This is a genomic window from Mycolicibacterium anyangense (assembly GCF_010731855.1).
GTDB lineage: Bacteria > Actinomycetota > Actinomycetes > Mycobacteriales > Mycobacteriaceae > Mycobacterium > Mycobacterium anyangense.
Genome location: NZ_AP022620.1, coordinates 2,176,146 through 2,197,264, shown reverse-complemented (window position 1 = coordinate 2,197,264; position 21,119 = coordinate 2,176,146). Strand labels below are relative to the sequence as shown.

At 67.4% G+C, this 21,119-nt stretch carries 19 protein-coding genes and 2 tRNA genes; 12 read left to right on the top strand and 9 right to left on the bottom strand.

Going from position 1 to position 21,119, the window contains the following annotated elements; translation table 11 throughout:
• Nucleotide 1 precedes the first annotated feature (1 nt).
• From G6N35_RS10390 to G6N35_RS10365, 6 genes are read left to right on the top strand one after another with little or no spacing between them, the layout of a single operon-like run.
• On the top strand, nt 2-1,411 hold the full coding sequence (locus G6N35_RS10390) for a purine-cytosine permease family protein (RefSeq protein ID WP_163804184.1): 1,410 nt from the start codon (nt 2-4) through the stop codon (nt 1,409-1,411).
• Nucleotides 1,408-1,854, top strand: a complete 447-nt coding sequence (locus tag G6N35_RS10385) for a nucleoside deaminase (RefSeq protein ID WP_163804183.1) — start codon at nt 1,408-1,410, stop codon at nt 1,852-1,854. The genes G6N35_RS10390 and G6N35_RS10385 overlap by 4 nt, the downstream gene beginning before the upstream one ends.
• Nucleotides 1,851-2,804 carry an isopenicillin N synthase family dioxygenase gene (locus G6N35_RS10380; RefSeq protein WP_163804182.1) on the top strand — a complete coding sequence of 318 codons (954 nt, stop codon included), beginning with the start codon at nt 1,851-1,853 and terminating at the stop codon, nt 2,802-2,804. Before G6N35_RS10385 ends, G6N35_RS10380 begins: the two co-directional genes overlap by 4 nt.
• 23 nt (nt 2,805-2,827) lie before the next feature.
• A complete protein-coding gene (locus tag G6N35_RS10375; RefSeq protein ID WP_163804181.1) occupies nt 2,828-3,301 on the top strand; it encodes a ribose-5-phosphate isomerase in 474 nt (157 codons plus the stop codon).
• Between the two features lie 2 nt (nt 3,302-3,303).
• Complete coding sequence (locus tag G6N35_RS10370; protein WP_163804180.1) at nt 3,304-4,095, top strand: Fpg/Nei family DNA glycosylase; 792 nt, start codon at nt 3,304-3,306, stop codon at nt 4,093-4,095.
• Nucleotides 4,096-4,117: 22 nt separating this feature from the next.
• On the top strand, nt 4,118-5,809 hold the full coding sequence (locus G6N35_RS10365) for a cation:proton antiporter (RefSeq protein WP_163804179.1): 1,692 nt from the start codon (nt 4,118-4,120) through the stop codon (nt 5,807-5,809).
• On the opposite strand, the gene G6N35_RS10360 is transcribed toward G6N35_RS10365, so the two are convergent.
• The 3 genes from G6N35_RS10360 to G6N35_RS10350 all read right to left on the bottom strand — a co-directional run bounded on the left by G6N35_RS10360 (nt 5,806) and on the right by G6N35_RS10350 (nt 9,334).
• Nucleotides 5,806-6,660 (bottom strand): DUF1542 domain-containing protein, encoded by an 855-nt coding sequence (locus G6N35_RS10360; RefSeq protein ID WP_163804178.1) that lies wholly within the window; start codon nt 6,658-6,660, stop codon nt 5,806-5,808. The two genes, G6N35_RS10365 and G6N35_RS10360, sit on opposite strands and share 4 nt — an antisense overlap.
• A 54-nt stretch (nt 6,661-6,714) precedes the next feature.
• A complete protein-coding gene (locus G6N35_RS10355; RefSeq protein WP_163804177.1) occupies nt 6,715-7,896 on the bottom strand; it encodes a serine hydrolase domain-containing protein in 1,182 nt (393 codons plus the stop codon).
• Between the two features lie 136 nt (nt 7,897-8,032).
• Nucleotides 8,033-9,334, bottom strand: coding sequence for a carboxylate--amine ligase (locus tag G6N35_RS10350; RefSeq protein WP_163804176.1), 1,302 nt, complete (start codon nt 9,332-9,334; stop codon nt 8,033-8,035).
• Between the two features lie 151 nt (nt 9,335-9,485).
• Here G6N35_RS10350 and G6N35_RS10345 point away from each other — a divergent pair, with 151 nt between their 5' ends.
• Nucleotides 9,486-10,868, top strand: a complete 1,383-nt coding sequence (locus G6N35_RS10345) for a hypothetical protein (protein ID WP_163804175.1) — start codon at nt 9,486-9,488, stop codon at nt 10,866-10,868.
• A 2-nt stretch (nt 10,869-10,870) separates the two neighbouring features.
• On the opposite strand, the gene G6N35_RS10340 is transcribed toward G6N35_RS10345, so the two are convergent.
• The gene (locus tag G6N35_RS10340) at nt 10,871-11,641 is read right to left on the bottom strand and encodes a hypothetical protein (RefSeq protein WP_163804174.1); all 771 of its coding nucleotides are present in this window, start codon (nt 11,639-11,641) and stop codon (nt 10,871-10,873) included.
• 100 nt (nt 11,642-11,741) lie between these two features.
• A tRNA-Gly gene (locus tag G6N35_RS10335) sits at nt 11,742-11,812 on the bottom strand.
• A gap of 135 nt (nt 11,813-11,947) precedes the next feature.
• Here G6N35_RS10335 and G6N35_RS10330 point away from each other — a divergent pair.
• The 5 genes from G6N35_RS10330 (at nt 11,948) to clpX (ending at nt 16,443) form a co-directional block, all read left to right on the top strand.
• A tRNA-Pro gene (locus G6N35_RS10330) sits at nt 11,948-12,021 on the top strand.
• A 49-nt stretch (nt 12,022-12,070) separates the two neighbouring features.
• Complete coding sequence (gene tig, locus G6N35_RS10325; RefSeq protein ID WP_163804173.1) at nt 12,071-13,474, top strand: trigger factor; 1,404 nt, start codon at nt 12,071-12,073, stop codon at nt 13,472-13,474.
• Nucleotides 13,475-13,591: 117 nt separating this feature from the next.
• Nucleotides 13,592-14,182, top strand: coding sequence for an ATP-dependent Clp protease proteolytic subunit (locus G6N35_RS10320; RefSeq protein ID WP_179967456.1), 591 nt, complete (start codon nt 13,592-13,594; stop codon nt 14,180-14,182).
• Entirely contained in the window at nt 14,175-14,822 is a 648-nt protein-coding gene (locus tag G6N35_RS10315; protein WP_163804172.1) for an ATP-dependent Clp protease proteolytic subunit, read from the top strand. Before G6N35_RS10320 ends, G6N35_RS10315 begins: the two co-directional genes overlap by 8 nt.
• A 340-nt stretch (nt 14,823-15,162) precedes the next feature.
• Nucleotides 15,163-16,443, top strand: coding sequence for an ATP-dependent Clp protease ATP-binding subunit ClpX (clpX, locus tag G6N35_RS10310; protein WP_163804171.1), 1,281 nt, complete (start codon nt 15,163-15,165; stop codon nt 16,441-16,443).
• Here clpX and G6N35_RS10305 read toward each other — a convergent pair.
• From G6N35_RS10305 to G6N35_RS10290, 4 genes are read right to left on the bottom strand one after another with little or no spacing between them, the layout of a single operon-like run.
• Nucleotides 16,440-16,892 (bottom strand): hypothetical protein, encoded by a 453-nt coding sequence (locus tag G6N35_RS10305; RefSeq protein WP_163804170.1) that lies wholly within the window; start codon nt 16,890-16,892, stop codon nt 16,440-16,442. The two genes, clpX and G6N35_RS10305, sit on opposite strands and share 4 nt — an antisense overlap.
• Nucleotides 16,893-16,894: 2 nt before the next feature.
• Entirely contained in the window at nt 16,895-17,869 is a 975-nt protein-coding gene (locus tag G6N35_RS10300; RefSeq protein ID WP_163804169.1) for a ferritin family protein, read from the bottom strand.
• A gap of 45 nt (nt 17,870-17,914) precedes the next feature.
• Nucleotides 17,915-18,739: a formate dehydrogenase accessory sulfurtransferase FdhD gene (gene fdhD, locus G6N35_RS10295; protein ID WP_163804168.1), complete on the bottom strand. Its 825-nt coding sequence runs from the start codon at nt 18,737-18,739 to the stop codon at nt 17,915-17,917.
• A complete protein-coding gene (locus G6N35_RS10290) occupies nt 18,727-21,042 on the bottom strand; it encodes an FdhF/YdeP family oxidoreductase (protein WP_163804167.1) in 2,316 nt (771 codons plus the stop codon). Before G6N35_RS10290 ends, fdhD begins: the two co-directional genes overlap by 13 nt.
• Nucleotides 21,043-21,119 lie beyond the last annotated feature (77 nt).

Genomic DNA, 21,119 nt, shown 5'->3' with positions numbered 1-21,119 from the left:
CATGACAGTGGCTGACTCGGCTGAACCGAGCGTGCAGAGCGACGGCACCTACCGCGACAAGCTGGTCGCCGTCGAGCCCGGTGGCAACGAGTTCATCTCCCACGACGACCGGCATGGGCATCCACGTCAGCTGTTCTGGACATGGACCTCGCCGAACCTCGAGTTCGCGACGATCTTCGTCGGTGTCCTCGCCGTCGCCGTCTACGGGATGACGTTCTGGCAGGCCGTCGCCGGGATCGTGCTCGGTACCGGGCTGGGCGCCATCGCGCACTACTTCCTGTCCGCCCGCGGCCCGCTGCACGGGGTGCCGCAGATGGTGTTGGGCCGCTTGGCCTTCGGCTTCAAGGGCAACGCCTTCCCGGCCGCGCTGATGTCGGTCACCGCCGGGGTGGGCTGGTTCGCCACCAACAGCGTCAGCGGTGCCTTCGCCCTGGCGACGCTGTTCCACATCGGCCCGCTGCCCGCCCTGATCATCGTGGTCCTGGTTCAGACCGGATTCGCCTTCTTCGGGCACAACCTGGTGCAGGCCTTCGAGCGCTGGTCCTTCCCGATCCTGGCGGTGGTCTTCGCGGTGGCCTCGGTGGCCATCCTGACCAAGTCGCACTTCGATGCACCCGCCGTCAGCGGTGGTGTCGGCGGCATGGGTGGCTTCCTGCTGACGGTCGGGACCGCTTTCGGCTACGCCGCGGGCTGGACCCCGTATGCCGCCGACTACACCCGCTACCTGCCTGCCTCGGTGTCCACCGCGCGCACCGGCTTGTTCGCCTCGCTGGGGTTGTTCCTGTCCTGCGCGATCCTCGAGATCGTCGGTGCCGCCTCGGTGACCATCGGCCCGGCGCTGTCCGACAACCCCACCGAGGCATTCACCAGTGAGCTCGCCTCACCGTTGGCCAAGGCGACCCTGCTGGCCATCGCGGTGGGTGCCATCGCCGCCAACTGCATCAACATCTATTCCGGGGCGATGGCCTTCGTGACCATCGGGGTCAAGTTGCCGAACCACGTCGCCCGCGCGCTGGTGACGGTGTTCTTCGGAGTGGCTGGCTTTGCCATCGCGTGGTGGGCGCTGGCCGATGCCGCCGCGTCCTACGAGGCCTTCCTGTTGATCATCGCCTACTGGATCGGGCCGTGGCTCGGCGTGGTGTTCGCCGACCAGTACCTGCGCCGCGGACAGGCGATCGCCGGATTCCTCTACGACCGCAGCTACACCAACTGGGGTGGGTTCGCGTCGTTCGCGGCCGGTCTGGTGATCTCGGTGCTGCTGTTCTCCAACCAGGAGAAGTTCATCGGATTCATCGCACGGGCGGTGCCGCAACTCGGCGACATCACCTTCTTCGTCGGCTTCCTGATCGCCGGTGCGAGTTATCTTGTGCTGTGCCGATCGAAGATCGCCGCGGAACGCACCGCGGTATGACACCGCAGGACATGCTCGACGTCGCCTATGAGGAGGCCCGAAAAGGCTTGGCGGAAGGCGGAATCCCGATCGGCGCCGCGCTTTTCAGTGCCGACGGGACCCTGCTGGGCAGCGGGCACAACATGCGGGTGCAGCTCGACGACCCGTCGATCCACGGCGAGACGGCGGCGTTTCGCAACGCCGGTCGTCAGACCGACTACCGGTCCACGATCATGGCGACCACGCTATCGCCGTGCTGGTACTGCTGCGGTCTGGTGCGCCAGTTCAACATCGGTGCGGTGATCATCGGCGATGCCCGGACCATCGTGTGGGGCCACCCGGAACTGGCCGAACTCGGCGTGAACGTCACCGTGCTCGACGACGACCGCTGCTACGACATCCTCAACGAGTTCATCGTCGCCAAACCCCACCTGTGGAACGAGGACATCGGAGTCGCCGAATGATCGCCACCGTCGACATCTCCCGCTGGAAGGCCGGGGGAGCGCAGGCCGATGCGGTCGCCGCCGAGCTCGACGCCGGACTGCAGCAGGCAGGCTTCATCCTGGTCACCGGCCACGGCATCGATCCGGCGCTGAGCGCGGCGGTGCGGGGGGCGGCCCGCGAGTTCTTCGCACTGCCCGACGAGCTCAAGCGCCGGTACTCGGTGACCGTCGGCGGCCACGGCTGGATCGCCCCCGGCGCGGAGGCCAACGCCTACGCCGAGGGCACCGAAACGCCGCCAGACCTCAAGGAGAGCTACAGCCTTGGGGCGGAGACCGCCGTCGGCGATCCCGAGGTGGACCGGATCTGGTTCGCGCCCAACGTCTGGCCCGACGAGGTTCCTGAACTCGAGGCACTGGTCAGTACCTACACCCAGGCGATGCGCGCCCTCGCCGACGATCTGCTGGCGCTGATGTCGCATGCCCTGCTGCTGCCGGGCAATCCGTTCGCCACCCTGGCCGACCGGCCGACGTGGACGATGAACATCAACCACTACCCTCCGGTCAGCGTGGTGGGCGAGCCCGAGCCGGGGCAGTTCCGGATCGGGCCGCACACCGACTTCGGCACCGTGACGATCCTCGATCGCGAGCCGGGAGCCGGTGGCCTGCAAGTGTTTTCCGAGGCCGAAGGCTGGGCCGATGCGCCGTACGACCCGGCCGCGCTGACCGTCAACATCGGTGATCTGCTGGAGTACTGGAGCGGGTATCGCTGGCCGTCGGGACGTCATCGGGTGCTGCCGCCGCAACCGCACGCGCCGGAAGAGGATCTGGTCTCGCTGATCTACTTCTACGAGGCCAACCACGACGCGCTGGTGACGCCGCTGGAGCCGCCGGTGGGCAAGGTTGCGGGTCTGGCGCCGGTCACCTGCTCAGCGTTCATCAAGGAACGCCTCGACGCCATCACCGTTGGCTGAGACTGGTCAGTAAGGTATCGGCCATGCGTGTCTACCTCGGCGCCGATCATGCCGGATACGAACTGAAACAGACCATCATCGAGCACCTGCGCAAGACCGGCCACGACCCCGTCGACTGCGGCGCCTTCGACTACGACGCCGACGACGACTACCCGGCCTTCTGCATCGCCGCTGCGGTGGCCACGGTGGCCGATCCGGGCAGCCTGGGCATCGTGCTCGGCGGCTCGGGCAACGGCGAGCAGATCGCGGCCAACAAAGTGCCCGGTGCTCGTTGTGCGCTGGCGTGGAGCACCGAGACCGCCTCCCTGGCCCGCGAGCACAACAACGCCCAGCTGATCGGTATCGGCGGCCGGATGCACACCGAGGAGGAAGCGCTGGCCATCGTCGACGCCTTCCTGAACACGGCGTGGTCGCAGGCTCCGCGCCACCAGCGTCGCATCGACATCCTCGCCGAATACGAACGCGACCACGTGCCACCGCCGGTGCCCGGCGCCTAACGGTGCCGGAGGGACATACCCTGCACCGGCTGGCCCGGCTGCACCAGCGCCGGTTCGCCGGCGCGCCGGTGTCGGTGTCCAGCCCGCAGGGCAGGTTCACCGATGCCGCCGTGGTGGACGGCCGGGTGTTCACCCGCGCCTCGGTATGGGGCAAGCACCTGTTCCACCACTACGACGGCGGCCCGATCGTGCACGTCCACCTCGGGCTGTACGGCACGTTCACCGAGGCGACGGTGCCGATGCCGCTGCCCGTGGGGCAGGTGCGGATGCGGATCGTGGGTGCCGAATACGGGACCGACCTGCGCGGCCCGACGGCCTGTGAGCTGGTCGACGAGGCCCAGGTGTCGGCGATCCTGGATCGGCTGGGGCCCGACCCGCTGCGCCGCGACGCTGAACCGGACGTGGCGCTGGCGCGAATTGCGAAGTCTCGCAAGGCGATCGGCGCGCTGTTGATGGACCAGCGGGTGATCGCCGGAGTGGGCAATGTGTACCGCAGCGAACTGTTGTTCCGTCACCACATCGACCCGTACCGTCCCGGCCGCGACGTCGGCGGCGATGAGTTCGCCGAGGCCTGGACCGACCTGGTGGAGCTGATGAAGGTCGGCGTTCGCCGCGGCAAGATCGTGGTGGTGCGTCCCGAGCACGACCATGGGGCACCGTCCTACCGTCCCGACCGTCCGCGCACCTATGTGTACCGCCGCGCCGGCGAGCCGTGCCGGGTGTGCGGCACCCCGATCCGGACCGCCGAACTCGAAGGCCGCAACCTGTTCTGGTGCCCGACCTGCCAGGTATGAGGCCAGCCGAGAGAATGTCCCTATGGAACTGATTCTCGTGGTCGTGGGTGCGATCGTGGTCTCCGCGATGGCCAACCGGCGCGGCCTCGAGCCCGCGCTGATGATCGTCGTCGTCGGTATCGCGGCATCGTTCCTGCCCGGATTCGAAGCGCCCGAACTGGATTCGCACATCCTGCTGACGGTGGTGCTGCCACCGCTGCTGTACTCCGCGGCGTTGGATTTCTCGTTTCCGACCTTCGTCCGCAATATCAGGCCGATCCTGGGACTCGGGGTGGGGCTGGTGGTGGTCTCCGCCTTCACCGTTGCCGCGGTGTCATCGTGGCTCGCCCTGGTGCCGCTGACGTTCGGCACCGCACTGGTGCTGGGCGCCATCGTCGCACCGCCGGACGCGGTCACCGCGGTAGCGGTCGGACGCAAACTCGGTCTGCCGAAACGGGTGATGGCGATCCTCACCGGCGAGAGCCTGATCAACGATGCGGCGGCGCTCACCCTGTTCTCGATCGCCGTCGCCCAGGTGGCCGGCAGCCACACCTTCATCGAGGATCCGTTCCTGCTGTTCGGCTACAGCGCCCTGGTCGGTCCGGTGGTCGGCGCCGTCCTGGGCTATGTGACGCTCTGGATCCGCGGCCGGCTCGACAGCCCGAGTCTGGAGACCATCCAGGGACTGGTGGTGCCGTTCGCGGCTTTCATCGCCGCCGAACGGCTGCATGCCTCGGGCGTGCTGGCCGTGGTCGCCGCGGGATTCGTGGTGGGCAGCGGAACGCTGCGGTCGGGTTACCAGACCCGGGTGCAGGAGCGTTATGTCTGGCACTCGGTCGACGTGCTCCTGGAGGCGTTCGTCTTCGCCTACATCGGGTTGCACCTGCGGTTCGTGCTCGAGGATCTGCGGGAGGCGCACGAGTCGCTGGCCGAGGTCGTCGTCGCCTCGGCCCTGGTGCTGGCCATGGTGCTGGTGATCCGTCCGCTCTCGGTGTTCGTCATGTTCGGCCGCCGCATGCTGTTCCGGCACGTCGACCGCAAGTTGTCGGTGCCGATCCCCGAAGGCGGCGGGCGGGGGGCGCTGGGCGTGCGAAAACGGACCAGACCGGAAGGCAAGTGGCGCTCGATGATCGACCACTCGATGCTGAGCTGGCAGGAGAGCGTCGTGGTGTCCTGGACCGGGATGCGCGGGGTGGTGACGCTGGCCGCCGCCGCGGGTATCCCGCTGACCACGGCAACCGGCGAGCCGTTCCCCGAACGCGCCACCATCCAGGCCATCGCGTTCGTCGTCGCCGTCGGCACGTTGTTGCTGCAGGGCTCGACACTGCCGCCACTGATCCGTCGGCTGCAGCTGTCGTCGCGGGAGGCCGACGACGCCTACGACCGTGAGGAGACGCTCAAGGCCGAGCAGGTGGTGCACCGCGCCGCCGACGAGGTGCTGGCCTGGTTCGAGGCCAATCCGCCCCAGGGCCTCGACCCGTACGTGCTCACCGAGATCCGCAACCGAATCGCCCGGCACTCGCAGGACGCCGATGAGATGCCCGACCCGGAGGCGCACACACTGCGCGCCGAAGTGTTCTCCACCCTGTACCGGGACGTGCTGGCCGCCCAGCGGGCCGCACTGATCGGTGAGCGCGACCAGGGCCAGTTGGACGAGGAGACCGTGCGCACCATGCTGGAGCGCCTTGACCTGCAGGAAGCCAGTGTAACGGCCAGGCTGCAGAGCCGGTTCTAGAAGTCGCCGAACCCGCCGAAGTCGCCGCCGCCGAAGTCGCCGAGACCACCGCCGTCGCCGCCCCAGCCGCCGCCGCTGTCGGCCCAGCCACCGCTGTCACCGCCCCAGCCGCCGCCGTTGTCGCCACCCCAGCCACCGTCCTGGCCGGCGGCCTCGAGCCCCTGGTCGTAACCCTGATCGAAGCCCTGGTCGAAGCCGGAGCCGTAACCGTTCTCGAAACCGGAGGCGTCGTAGCCGACGCCGTGCATCCCGGAGAACAGCGCGTCGAACAAGAGCACCGAGCCCACGCCCCAGGCGCCGGCCACCAGCGCGGTCTTCCACCACGGCTCGGAATACCAGCCGGCCGGCACCGGTCGCCCGGCCACCCGGCCACCGGGGTAGTAGTTCGGGGTCCGCTGCGTGGGCACCGGTGAGGCTTCGATCTCACGGCCGTCGAACTGAACCTTGCGGTCCTCGGTGACCGTGCCCGCCGACTTCTGCCCGGAGATGCTCTCCAGCTCCGGACCCGGATCCATGCCCATTGCGGTGCGCGCCGCGCGCACGTAGTAAAGCCCTTCCAGCGCGCTCTCTTTCGCCAGCTGGGCTTGCTTGGTGGTGGTGGCCTGCTCGATCTGCGAGGAGGCCGCGGTGAACCGCTCCGAAGCGTCGGCCAGCGCCTGGGTGGACGCGTCGTTGCTGCCGTTGAGGTTGAGCACCTGACCGCCGAGGCGTTCGATCACCCGGCGCGCGTCGGCCTTCGCGTCGGCCAGGGTGGCGGCGTTGCGATTGCCCGACGCGCGCGACGAACTCCACACCGCCAGCGCGATCGCGGCGACAACCACCAGGATGAGCACTACGAGCACACCATTCATGGCACCCACAGTACCGAGCCGCCGGCGGTCTGCCCGCGGATGAAAATTTGCCTGTCAGAGAACGCCGATGGCGCGGTAGACCTCGTCGGACAGGGCAGTGCTGCGCGGGTCGGCGTTGCACTTGGAGGCGTCGAAGTAATTCATGACGTAGGCGTAGCCGATCCGGTTCTCCAGGTCGACGAAACCGTAGGAGCCACCCGAGCCGCCGTGCCCGAAACTGAGCCGGTTCGGGCCGGCCACCCCGCGCTGGTTGAGCATGTAACCCAAGCCCCAGCCGTGGTCGGCCACCCGGGGGCCCAGCACCACATCGGTGTCGAAGCCACCCTGCGAGACCCGCGCGAGGCTCAGCTGCTCGTAGCTGAGCAGCTTCTCCTGCGCCAGGCCGTTGTAGAACGTGGCCAGGCCGAGCGCCGAGACATGGCCGTTGGTGCCGGGGAATTCGGCTGTGCGCCAACGTGTCAGCTCGTTGGACCCCAGCTCGTCGTCGGGGACGAAGCCCATGGTGATCGACAGGCCGGCCATCGGGTGCTCGTCGATGGCGGTTGGGTCGCTGGGCGCCTGTCCCTTGGCCAGCACGTCGCGGATATGGGGCTTGTTGATCATGTCCGCGCAGCGGTGATGCTCGGCGGGCGGCAGTCCGATGTGGACATCGATCCCCATCGGCTCGGCGATCTCGGTGCGCAGGTACTGCCCGATGCTGCGGCCGGTGACCCGGCGGACGACCTCGCCGAGAATGAAGCCGAAGCTGACCATGTGGTAGCCCTGCGCGGTGCCCGGCGTCCACCACGGGGTGGCCGCGGCGAGTTCGTCGCACACCCGGGTCCAGTCGGTGGTGTCGTTCCAGTGCAGCCGAGCGCGCGGCGCGATGACGCCGGAGCGGTGGCCGAGCACGGAGGCGATGGTGATGTCCTGCTTGCCGTGGCAGCCGAATTCCGGCCAGTAGGCGGCCACCGGCGCGTCCAGGTCGAGCTCGCCGCGGTCGGCGAGCAGGTGCACGCAGGTGCTGGTCAGACCCTTGGTCCCGGAGAACACGCTGGCCAGGGTGTTCTCCCGCCAGCGCCGGCGGCGGTGCGCATCGGCGTACCCGCCCCACAGGTTGACCGCGAGGTCGCCGTCGACCCAGACCGCCACGGCCGCACCGACCTCATCACGGTCGGTGAAGTTCCGGACGAAGGCATCGCGGACCGCCTCGAATCCCGCGACGCACTCGCCGCCGATGGGAATGGGGTTGCTCACCGCGCCTCCTGGTCGGAAATCCCTGACCGGCGTCGGGAACCGAACCTGAATCTACGGCCGCCGAGGGTAGCCGCCGATCCTGCGAACTGGATTGGAGCCGAACCGACATCGTGTCGTGACCAGCGCGTTCAGTCCTTCACCTGGGAAGGAACCGAAGCCGTGAGGCCACCGACATGAAGATCTGGGTGGCGAGCACGGCCAGGACCGGCACCGGGTCGTCAGCTGCCAGATAGGTCAGCCGGGCTCGGCCCGATCCCGCCAGTGCCGGCCGATCGCGTCGATGCGCCAGCCGGTTGGCCAAGTCCCACGGCTCGATGATGAAGCGTTCGCCGATCACCGGGGAGCCCGGCGGGATCGGCCGCCCGGACAGGTCCAGGTGCATGGCGCGCACGACGTCGACGCCCGCGTCGTTCTCGAACATCCGGAACTGGGCGCCGGGTCGGGGATTGAAATCCAGCAGTGTGTAGGCGCCGGTGCGGACGTCGCGCCGCCAGTCCATATCGAAGATGCCGCGGTAGCCGATGTCCTTGCAGAACGTCGCGGCCATCTCGGCCAGCTCGGTGTTCAGTGCGGTGAAACCAGCCGAGAGAGCACCGCCCCTGGCCGGCCACGAGCGGGCCTTGCATCCGGTGAAGACGGGATTGGCGGTGGCGGCGGCGTCGCAGTACCCGACGGTGAACCAGTCCTCGCCGTGCTCGTCGGGCAGGTACTGCTGCAGGGTCAGGTCGAACGGCTCGGCCAGGGTGCTCAGCAGCTGCCGCAGTGCGGTGCGGTCGGGAACCACCAAGGTGTTCTCTACCCGCCGGTTGGGGCTGCGGGGCCCGGCGCTCTTGACGACGATCGGCTCATCGAGGTCGGCGATCACCTCGTCCAGGTCCGACATCGTCTGTAGGAATGCCGAGCGCGGCACCGGCACGCCGTGCTGCCGGCACAGCCGCTCGAGACCGCGCTTGTCGACCAGCTCAGCGGGCAGCTCGGGAGCGACGTCGGGAAGCACGTAGTAGTCGGCAAGGGCAGCGCGGTTGCGGGCGGCGAATACCGCCATGTCATCGCTGGTGCAGACGATCAGGCATTTCCTGCCCAGCTTGCGCCCGAAGTCCAGCAGGCGGTCCAGCAGTTCGGCCTCGCCGTCACCGCGGTGCGGGCGCCAGACGATGCGGCCCTTGACGTAGCGCGACAACGCGGCCGGAGCCCAGCGGTGCCCGACGACGGCGTAGGCGGGCACGCCGGCGCGACCGAGACTGCGGAAGACGCCCAGACCGCCGTGTTGCAGCGGGTACTGGGAGACCCACAACACCATCACCGGCAGCGAGGTGTCGAGAGTCAGGCCGCCGCGGGAGGTGTCCGGTCGGGGGATGCGGTCGAGCAATCTCGGCGTCGCCGGTGGCCGCGGTGCCGGGGAATTCGAGGGCAGATCTGTCGAGTGCTCGGCCGTCACCCCAGCGCTCCGACCCCGCGTCGACCCGCGTCGCTCCCCCGGAAACAGGTCATCCGTCGGATTGTGCCATGTTGACCTACGTTGCACCCGTACTCGCCAGGGCGGCCGCCGTCCTTCACACTCAACGCCAACACCAAGGTCGGGAGAACAAGTGCGCAATACCGCAGACGTGCACACCGCCGTGGTCTTCGTGCACGGTCTGCTCGAGCGCCGGCCCGCCGACATTCTCGACGCCTTCACCAAGACGGTGCTGACCCCGCGCGACGGCCGCTGGGAGTACCACCCGCAGGCCATCGAGGTCACCGATTCCTATGAGGCTCGCCGCAACTGTGCCCCGTCGGCGGGCATCGACGTCTTCGAGTACGACTGGTCGTTTCTGGCGACGAGCACCCGGTACGCAGGTTTTGCGCCGGCATTGCTGCGGGTGCTGCTGCGCCGGCCGCGCCACGTGCCCGACCAGATCTTCGGCATCTGGCGGGCCGCCTGGCTCACGCTGCTGATCCCCATCACCGTGTTGGTCACCCTGTTCGCCGTCGGCGGGTACCTGCTGCACACCGGAATCCCCGGCTGGATCCTCGGCGTGGTCAGCAGTGTGGTGGTGTTGAGCATCGCAGTGGCGGTGTTCCGCATGCTGCCCCGTGCGCTCACGCGGACCTTTCTGACTACCGGATTCGTCAGCGTGGCAAGGTATTTCGATCCACAGCCGGAATCCCACGCCGCCCGCCGCGCCATCCGCGGGGGACTGGTCGACCTGCTGCACACCCTGCACCAGGGCAGCTATGCGCGGGTGGTCGTGGTGGGGCACGGTGTCGGCGGGTTCATCGGCTATGACGCATTGACCACCCTGTGGTCGGAAATGCATGAGTTGCATGCCGGTTCGGCGCCGGGCCTGCGGGAGCCGGGCCGAGTCCGGGAAGCGGTTGGTGCTGGGATCGACGGGTTGCGGGACGCGCAGTTGCGGCTCTGGCAGGATCTGCGTTCTCAGGGAAATCCCTGGCGGACAACAGATTTCGTAACCATCGGTACGCCCATGGCATTCGCCGACCTCTTCATGGCGCGCCCGCCGATGCTGGCCGGCCTTGGTCGGGCCGACGCCCGCCACGCATTGTTCGACCGGTTGGCCGACAGGGGAGTGGTATTCCGCTGCCCACCGGGTCATGACGAGTCCGCTGCCCCGGCGACCCTGGGTGGACTATCGGCGTTCGCCGTGACCCGCTGGACCAACCTGTGGTTCTCGGTGCGGCGCGGCAGTCTGCGCGGCGACTGGTTCGGCGGGCTGCTGCAACCGTTGTTCGGTGAGGGCGTGCGGGACGTCGCGGTCAGCGGCAACCTTCCCGAGCGGCTGCGACCGGGGGCGGCGCAGACCCAGTACTTCGCCCATCCCGAGCATGACGCCGAAGGTGACCTCGCCTGGCACCTGCGCGAGGTGCTTGCGCTGGACCCGGGTGAGCTGCGGGCGTCACTGGACGCCCCGGGGCCCGACCCCGCGACGGTGCGGCGGGTGGTCTACCGGTCCTGGCAGCGCAGCATGTGAGCTCAGTCGCCGGAGGCCGTCGCGCGCCGCTTGCTGCTGCCGACGCTCGGGCCGCCTGCCGATGGCGCCGTGGACCTCGTGCTGCCCGCCGCCTTGGTGTCCTGAGCGGTGGCGTGGTCGGACGGTGCAGCCGCCCGCGCGGTCGCCGGGGTGCGAAGAGTGTGGACTGAGGTGGTGGCGGTCGCGCCGTTGCGGTTGCTTCGTCCCACACTGGGGCGGGCAGGTTCGACGGCCGTATCGCCGGAGTCGGCGGCCACCGCCACCGCGGCCGGTCGGGCCTGCGCGGCCGCTGCGCCGCCGCAATTCTGGCCGAAGAAGCAGACCGGGATGGTCGGCACTTTCGGGATGTGCAGAAAGTCCAGTGCGGGATTGATCAGACCGGCGAAGCCATTCCACAGGTAGGCGACGGTGCCCAGGGCCACGGCGATCCCGCCGAGGCCGATGGCCAGCACGCCGGGCAACGGGCCCAGGCCGAGACTGTTGAGGTAATCCAGGAACGACGCCGCCAGGGCCAACAGGTCTGGCGGTGTCGTCGATGCGGCCGAGGCCACGGACGTGCGGCTGGCCGCCGCTGACATCCGCGCCGGGGCGACGCCGGTGTCGGTGGTGGTGATGGCGGCCAGCTGCAGCAGGTGACGTTCGGGATGGGGGACCGCAACAAGGCTGGGAACCGGTGGTGCCGTCAGCACGCCGAGGGCGACGATGCCGACGCCGCCGGCAGCTAGCCAGCTGCTGGGGGAGCGACCAGACGTGCACTCGAATGGTCGCGGCATCGCTTACCTCCGGTCGTCGGTCACACGAACGGGATCGATCCTCGCACTGTTCCCGACAAAAAGGCTCTGAACTGCGGGTGCAGTTCAGAGCCTCGATGAGAGCGGGCGACGGGAATCGAACCCGCGTAGCTAGTTTGGAAGACTAGGGCTCTACCATTGAGCTACGCCCGCGTGCTTGCGCGAGCCCAAATGTACCGGCGGTGACCAGATCAAATCCAGTCGGCCCTGTCGAACCCTCCTCGACAAGGTCGATTGAGGCTGGGCGGCGATTGGGCCGTAGGATCGCGGGCGCGATAAATCACCGCACGGGGTGTAGCGCAGCTTGGTAGCGCATCCGCTTTGGGAGCGGAAGGCCGCAGGTTCAAATCCTGTCACCCCGACACGCCCTACAACCACGCGTCAACGAAGAACTACACAAGGAGCACCGCAGTGAAGAGCACCGTCGAGAAGTTGAGCCCGACCCGGGTTCGCATCAACGTGGAGGTGCCCTTCACGGAATTGCAGCCCGACTTCGACCGCGCCTACAAGCAGCTGGCCCAGCAGGTCCGGCTGCCCGGATTCCGGCCGGGTAAGGCCCCCGCGAAGCTGCTCGAGGCCCGTGTCGGCCGCGGCGCGGTGCTCGAGCAGGTCGTCAACGACGCGCTGCCCAGCCGGTACAGCGAGGCCGTCACCACCACCGAGGTGCGTCCGCTGGGTCAGCCGGACATCGAGATCACCAAGATCGAGGACGGCGAGGAGCTGGTCTTCACCGCCGAGGTCGACGTGCGCCCCGACATCGAACTGCCCGATCTCTCGGAGCTGAAGATCGAGGTGGACCCGATCCAGGTCAGCGACGAGGACGTCGACGCCGAACTGCAGTCGCTGCGCGCCCGCTTCGGCACCCTCAAGGGTGTCGAGCGCCCCGCTGCCGAGGGCGACTTCGTCTCCATCGACCTGTCGGCCACCGTCGACGGCGAGGACGTCCCGGAGGCCTCGACCGAGGGGCTGTCCCACGAGGTCGGTTCCGGTCAGCTGATCGACGGCCTCGACGAGGCGATCGTCGGACTGGCCGAGGGCGAGTCCAAGGTGTTCACCACCAAGCTGGTCGCCGGTGAGCACGCCGGCAAGGACGCCGAGGTCACCGTCACCGTCAAGTCCATCAAGGAACGCGAGCTGCCCGAGCCGGACGACGAATTCGCCCAGCTGGCAAGCGAATTCGACACCATCGATGAGCTCAAGGCCAGCCTCACCGAGCAGGTCGAGCGGGTCAAGCGGATCCACCAGGCCGAGCAGATCCGGGACAACGCCCTGGAGCTGTTGCTGGAGAAGGTCGACGTGCCGCTGCCCGAGGCGATCGTGCAGGCCCAGGTCGACGAGACCGTGCACAACGCGATCCATGGCCTGGACCACGACGAGGCCAAGTTCGCCGAGGCGTTGGAGGCCCAGGGCAGCTCGCGCGAGCAGTTCGACGCTGACACCCGCGAGGCCGCGGAGAAGGCCGTCAAGACCCAGCTGCTGATGGACGCCATCGCCGACGACCTGGAGATCCAGGTCGGCCAGAACGACCTCACCGAGCGCCTGGTGCTGATGTCGCGTCAGTACGGCATCGAGCCGGCCCAGCTGCTGCAGATCCTGCAGCAGAACAACCAGCTGCCGGCGATGTTCGCCGACGTGCGCCGCGGCCTGACCGTGGCCGCAGTGGTCGAGGCGGCCACCGTCACCGACACCGACGGCAACGTGGTGGACACCAGCGAGTTCTTCGGCCCGCCGGCCGGTGCCGAAGGCGCTGAGACTGCCGAGGTCGCCGAGGTCGAAGAAGCCGCAGCCGAGGACAAGGCCGACGCGGCCGAATAACGCCGTCAGCGAAAGCGCACTCCTCTGGGAGTGCGCTTCGCCGGCGGTTGGTTAGGGTCGAGTAGAACGTCGAGTAGTTCAAGGTCTGTAGAAAGCAGGTATCAAGTCGTGACTCACATGCGTTCCGGCGGCGCGCCAGGGCTGAACCTCACTGACTCGGTATATGAGCGGTTGCTCGCCGAGCGCATCATCTTCCTCGGCTCGCAGGTCGACGACGACATCGCCAACCGGCTGTGCGCGCAGATCCTGCTGCTCGCCGCAGAGGATCCGACCAAGGACATCTCGCTGTACATCAACTCGCCGGGCGGCTCGATCAGCGCCGGCATGGCGATCTACGACACGATGGTGCTCGCACCGTGTGACGTGGCCACCTACGCGATGGGCATGGCTGCCTCGATGGGCGAGTTCCTGTTGGCCGCAGGCGCCAAGGGCAAGCGCTTCGCCCTGCCGCACGCCCGCATCCTGATGCACCAGCCCCTCGGTGGCATCACCGGTGGCGCCGCGGACATCGCGATCCAGGCCGAGCAGTTCGCGCTGATCAAGAAGGAAATGTTCCGGCTCAACGCCGAGTTCACCGGCCAGCCGATCGAGCGCATCGAGGCCGATTCCGACCGCGACCGGTGGTTCACCGCTCAGGAAGCCCTCGAGTACGGCTTCGTCGACCACATCATCACCCGCGCCCACGTGAACGGACTGTCCAATGCCTGATTACAGCGATCCCCGGTTGGCGCCGCAGGCGCGCTACATCCTGCCGTCCTTCGTCGAGCATTCCAGCTGGGGCGTCAAGGAGTCCAACCCGTACAACAAGCTCTTCGAGGAACGCATCATCTTCCTCGGCGTTCAGGTCGACGACGCCTCGGCCAACGACATCATGGCCCAGCTGCTGGTCCTGGAGTCGCTGGATCCCGACCGCGACATCACCATGTACATCAACTCGCCGGGTGGTTCGTTCACCTCGCTGATGGCGATCTACGACACCATGCAGTACGTCCGCGCCGACATCCAGACCGTGTGCCTGGGCCAGGCCGCCTCGGCTGCCGCGGTGCTGCTCGCCGCGGGAACCCCGGGTAAGCGCCTGGCGCTGCCCAACGCCCGGGTGCTGATCCACCAGCCCTCGCTCGGTGGCGTCATCCAGGGCCAGTTCTCCGACCTCGAGATCCAGGCCGCCGAGATCGAGCGCATGCGGACCCTCATGGAGGAGACGCTGGCGCGCCACACCGGCAAGGACGCGGCAGTCATCCGCAAGGACACCGACCGCGACAAGATCCTCACCGCGGCGGACGCCAAGGAGTACGGGATCATCGACACCGTCCTGGAGTACCGCAAGCTCTCGGCTCAGAACGCCTGAGAGCGATTCCGCGCTCCGCGAACCCTCGGTGAGCACACGCTTCGGTATCGTGGGCAGCGGCGAACATCTCGAGCAACTCGCTGTTCGCCGTTGCCTTTCCGGGTGCGGGCTCTCTCGAATAGGTCACGGCGGCGACACGCCAATAACTCAGGTGCGCGTGCCGGGGCGACGAGAGCCGCGTCAGGGGATATGTTCACCATCACGCACGAATACCACCGACGCTATTCGGCTCTATCTGTCGCACCGCTGCAGAGCGAACGGGTAGCGTCGGGACATACACCACCCAGAGTCGATCTCAACGTTCGAATACCGACGGCTTAGGAAGTAGGACCTCACCACCATGGCGCGCATCGGAGACGGCGGTGACCTGCTGAAGTGCTCGTTCTGCGGGAAGAGTCAGAAACAGGTCAAGAAGCTCATCGCAGGCCCTGGCGTGTACATCTGCGACGAGTGCATCGACCTGTGCAACGAGATCATCGAAGAGGAGTTGGCCGACGCCGACGACGTCAAACTCGATGAGCTTCCCAAGCCGGCCGAGATCCGTGAGTTCCTCGAGAACTACGTCATCGGACAGGACACCGCCAAGCGCACGCTGGCCGTGGCCGTCTACAACCATTACAAGCGCATCCAGGCCGGCGAGAAGCACCGCGACTCGCGCTCGGAGCCCGTCGAGCTGGCCAAGTCCAACATCCTGATGCTCGGCCCCACCGGCTGCGGTAAGACCTATCTGGCGCAGACGCTGGCCAAGATGCTCAACGTGCCGTTCGCCATCGCCGACGCCACTGCGCTGACCGAGGCCGGGTACGTCGGCGAGGATGTCGAGAACATCCTGCTGAAGCTGATCCAGGCTGCCGACTATGACGTCAAGCGCGCCGAGACCGGCATCATCTACATCGACGAGGTCGACAAGATCGCCCGCAAGAGCGAGAACCCGTCGATCACCCGCGACGTCTCCGGTGAGGGTGTGCAGCAGGCCCTGCTGAAGATCCTCGAGGGCACTCAGGCCTCGGTGCCGCCGCAGGGTGGGCGCAAGCACCCGCACCAGGAGTTCATCCAGATCGACACCACCAACGTGCTGTTCATCGTGGCTGGTGCGTTCGCAGGCCTGGAGAAGATCGTCTCCGATCGGGTCGGCAAGCGCGGTCTGGGCTTCGGTGCCGAGGTGAAGTCCAAGGCCGAGATCGACACCCAGGACCACTTCGCCGAAGTCATGCCGGAGGACCTGATCAAGTTCGGGCTCATCCCCGAGTTCATCGGCCGTCTGCCGGTGGTCGCCTCGGTGACCAACCTGGACAAGGAATCGTTGGTCAAGATCCTGTCCGAGCCGAAGAACGCTCTGGTCAAGCAGTACACCAGGCTCTTCGAGATGGACGGCGTCGAGCTGGAGTTCGATGACGACGCGCTCGACGCGATCGCCGATCAGGCGATCCACCGCGGCACCGGTGCCCGCGGCCTGCGCGCCATCATGGAGGAAGTCCTGCTACCGGTGATGTATGACATCCCCAGCCGCGACGATGTCGCCAAGGTCGTGGTGACCAAGGAGACGGTCCAGGACAACGTCCTTCCGACGATCGTGCCGCGCAAGCCGGCCCGGCCCGAGCGCCGGGACAAGTCCGCCTAAGCGGCCACCGGCACCCTGGCGATCGTCGCCAGCGACTCGGCGAAGAAGTGGATCGCCGTGAAGAACTCGAGTACTTCACCGCGCTCGAGGGTGATCCGGCGGTCGGTGATGGTCCGCAGCACGTCGTAGCCGTTGCACAGCGCCTTCCAATCGGCGTAGTCGGCCATCAGGACGTAGGTCGCATCGACCGGTTCTGCGGAGTCCAGCACGCGGCACTCACCAACGAAGTAGCCCGACCAGGCGAGGTACAGATAGCGCTCGCCGCCGCCGAGTTCGATCGGCAGGTTGCGCACGCCGAGCGCCCACGACGCCGTGTACTGCGCCCGGACCACGTCGTAAACATCCCAGTAGTGCGTCAACTTGCCGGCCAGAGCGGCATCGTCAGGCCCGGCGTTCAGCGCGGCCTGGACGTCCTGCGCCCAGGAGTCGCTGAAGAACGCCGAGGCCACGGTCAGACTTGCCCGCTGATCGGTAGCAGCAGCGCCTCGAGCTCGGCGGGCAGGGTGATCCCGAGATCGGTGCATTTGCGTCGCAGGCTGCTCGAGACCAGCAAGCGAATCTCGTCGCCACTCCATCCCAGCGGTTCGTGGAATGCCTGGCGGCTCGACACCGCGCTGACCATCAGGATGGTGCGCAGGGTGGCATAGATGTCGTCGACCACCGCGGGATCCCTGCGCAGCTCCTGCTGCAGGAAGAGCAGCCCACCCCGGACGTGCCGGGCGTGATCGAGATACATCGCCCGGGCCCCGGCGACGAACGCAGGCAACATGCCGCGCCCGGCGGCGAATCCCAACAACACACTCGAGAACGACGCTGCCAGCACACCCTGGATCCACAGGAAACACGTTGTGCCGTAACGAACACGGGCCTGCGGGTCGTGCGGGTTGCGGCGCAGCTCCTCGGCCTGAAAGGCCAGCAGCCCGAAGGGGCCGACAAAGGTCTCCTGTACGAGTGGAAAGGTTCTGTCCAGAATTGTCGCGTCAGCGGTGGGTTCGAGGTCGACCACTTCGCACAAGAACCTGCCGAAGAATGCGGTGTGGCGGGCCTGGGTCTCGATCTGCGCGGCGACATGGAGTTTGTGTTCCTCGGCTGTCCCGGCCATGAACTCGGCCAAGTCGACCTCGAGTTGGCGGCTGCCATGCAGGAAGCTTGCGGCGATCCCCAGGAAGGACTCGCGCTCCTCGGCGGTGAGCGCAAGCGACCAGTCGTGCCGATCCTGGCGAAAGTCCAGATCGAAGACATCCCAGCGGTCCCGCAGGTACTGCCGGTACAGCAGGATGAACGCCGACGACGCGTCGAGGTCGTCGCCGACGGGCCCGTCCCCACGCAGGTCGTCGCGGGTGATGGCAACGTGGTGGCGGCGGAACAACTTGCGCATTCGCTCGTGATACGCCGATACCGGGATGTCGACCTCGACCTCGGTCACAGCCGTCCTCCCCACGTATGTGACACACAATATTCGCTTATTGTCTCATCTGCCCACGCGATCCGCTCGGCTGTAGACGTTCATCGAGTCGCCCCGTAAGAAAGCGATCAGAGTCAGGCCGGACTGGGTGGCGAGATCGACCGCCAGGGACGACGGAGCCGACACCGCGGCGAGCACCGGAATTCCGGCCATCACCGCCTTCTGCGTCAACTCGAACGAGGCGCGGCCGCTGACCAGCAGGATGGTTCCGCTGAGTGGAACGCGATTGCCCTCCAGCGCCCATCCGATGACCTTGTCGACGGCGTTGTGCCTGCCGATGTCCTCGCGTACGACGAGCAGGCTGCCGTCGGCGGTGAACAGCGCGGCGGCATGCAGACCGCCGGTGCTGGCGAATACCTTTTGGGCGGAACGCAATTGCGCGGGGATCGCGGTCAACGTCTCGTTCGACACCGTGACCGGATCATCGCCGGGGGAGTAGCGGCTGGACAGCCGAACCGCCTCCAGCGACGCCTTCCCACAGACGCCGCACGACGAGGTGGTGTAGAAGTTGCGGGTGACATCGGTGTCCGGCGCGGGCACGTCGGGGTGCAACGTCACGTCGAGGACGTTGTAGGTGTTGCTCCCGTCCTCGCCGGCGCCGCGGCAGTACCGCACTGTGAGCAGGTCGTCGCGATGGCCGATCACTCCCTCGGTGAGCAGGAAGCCCTGGGCCAGCTCGACGTCGGAGCCCGGTGTTCGCATGGTGACTGTTACGGGTGCGGAGTTCACCCGGATCTCCAACGGCTCCTCGACTACCAGTGTCTCGGGCCGCTCGATGACGGTCTCGGCGGTCAGATGGCTCGCGCGCCGGCGAGCCGTCACCCGCCCCATGAGGGCTCCAGCCTGATCACAATCGCCTTCGACACCGGTGTATTCGACTTCAGCGCCACGTGATCCAAGGGAACCAGGGGATTGGTCTCCGGGTAGTACGCAGCGGCGTTGCCCTCCGGTGTGGCGTAGGGGACCACCAGGAAGTCCTCGGCCCGGCGTTCCTGAACCTCACCGCGGGCATCAGTGAACTCCGAGACCAGGTCCACCCGATCACCATCGGTCAGCCCCAGCGAGGCGATATCGGCCGGGTTGACGAAGATGACCCGCCGGCCGCCCTTGACGCCGCGGTAGCGATCATCGAGGCCGTAGATCGTGGTGTTGTACTGGTCGTGGCTGCGCAGGGTCTGCAGGATCAGGCGGCCCGCGGGAACCGGCACCCACTGCATCGGGTTGACCGAGAAGTTCGCTTTGCCGGTGATCGTCGGGAACGCCCGGGCGTCGCGCGGCGGATGCGGCAACTGGAAGCCGTCGGGCTGGCGGACCCGGGTGTTGTACTCCGAGCACCCGGGCACCACGGCGGCGATGGCATCGCGGATCCGGTCGTAGTCGGAGACAAACGATTCCCACGGCACCGGGTGACCGGTCCCGAGAACAGTGCGTGCCAGCTGACAGATGATTGCCACTTCGCTGCGCACCTCATCGCTCGGCGGTGTCAGCGAGCCGCGGGAAAGGTGCACCATCGACATCGAATCCTCAACGGAAACAACCTGTTTGCGGCCTCCAACGGTATCCCGGTCGGTGCGTCCCAGGGTGGGCAGGATCAGCGCGGTCCGGCCGTGCACCAGATGGCTGCGGTTGAGTTTCGTGGACACCTGAACCGTGAGCGCACACGAGCTCAACGCCGACTCGGTGACTGCGGTGTCCGGGGTGGCGGAGGCGAAGTTGCCGCCCATCCCGATGAACACCGAGGCGCGGCCGTCGCGCATCGCCCGGATGGCATCGACGGTGTCGAAGCCGTGCTTGCGCGGGCTGGCGATGCCGAACTGACGGTCGAGCGCGGCCAGGAAGCTCTCCGGGACTTTCTCCCAGATACCCATGGTCCGGTCGCCCTGGACGTTGGAGTGCCCGCGCACGGGGCAGACCCCGGCACCCGGCTTGCCGATCATGCCGCGCATGAGCAAGACGTTGGTGATCTCGCCGATGGTGGCGACCGCGTGGGTGTGCTGGGTGATGCCCATGGCCCAGCAGACGATGGTGCGCTGGGAGCGGGCCAGCATGCCGGCGACGCGTTCGAGTTGCGGCCGGTCGATACCGGTGGCCTCGATGACGGTGTCGAGGTCGACGGTGCGGGTTTCGGCCAGGTACTCGTCGAAGCCGTGGCAGTGGGCGTCGACGAAGGCCCGGTCGATCACGCTGCCGGGGGAGCGGTCCTCGGCGTCCACCAGCAGCCGGCCCAGTCCCTTGAACAGTGCCAGGTCGCCGCCGATCCGGATCTGGACGAACTCGTCGGCGATCGGCACTCCGTGGCCGACGACTCCATTGACCTTCTGCGGATCCTTGAACCGGATCAGACCGGCTTCGGGCAGCGGATTGACCGCGATGATCTTGGCGCCGTTGCCTTTCGCCTTCTCCAGCACGGACAGCATCCGGGGGTGGTTGGTGCCGGGGTTCTGCCCGGCGATGACGATGACGTCGGCGTGTTCGATGTCGTCGACGGTCACCGATCCCTTGCCGATCCCGATCGAGTCGATCAGGGCCGTACCCGACGATTCGTGGCACATGTTCGAGCAGTCCGGCAGGTTGTTGGTGCCGAAGCTGCGCACCAGTAGCTGGTAGAGGAATGCCGCCTCGTTGCTGGTGCGCCCGGAGGTGTAGAACACCGCCTCGTCGGGGGAGGCCAGCGCGCCCAGATGCTCGGCGATCAGCGTGTAGGCGTCATCCCAGTCGATCGGCTGGTAGTGCTGGGCGCCGGGCCGCAGCACCATCGGATGGGTCAGACGGCCCTGCTGGGACAGCCAGTACTCCGGCTTGGTCACCAGCTCCGCCACGGTATGCCGGGCGAAGAACTCCGGGGTGACGCGACGTTTGGTGGCTTCCTCGGCGACCGCCTTGGCGCCGTTCTCGCAGAACTCCGCCACCTTGCGTCCGCCGTGCTCCTCGGGCCAGGCGCAGCCCGGGCAGTCGAAGCCGTGGCGCTGGTTGATCCGCGTCAGGGTTTCGGCCGTGCGGACCGGGCCCATCTCGGCCAGCCCGCGCCGCAGCGACACCAGGACCGCCGGAACGCCGGCCGCCTCGAGCTTTCGGTCGCTGACCGTCACCGCGTGCTCGTCGTAGTCGGCATCGAAATCGCGAACGTTGCCCATGGTTCTCAATCTAGCCGCCGAAAGCGCTGCTCCACATGGCCCGGGCCACGTTGGTCTTTGGTATTTGACATGCGGTG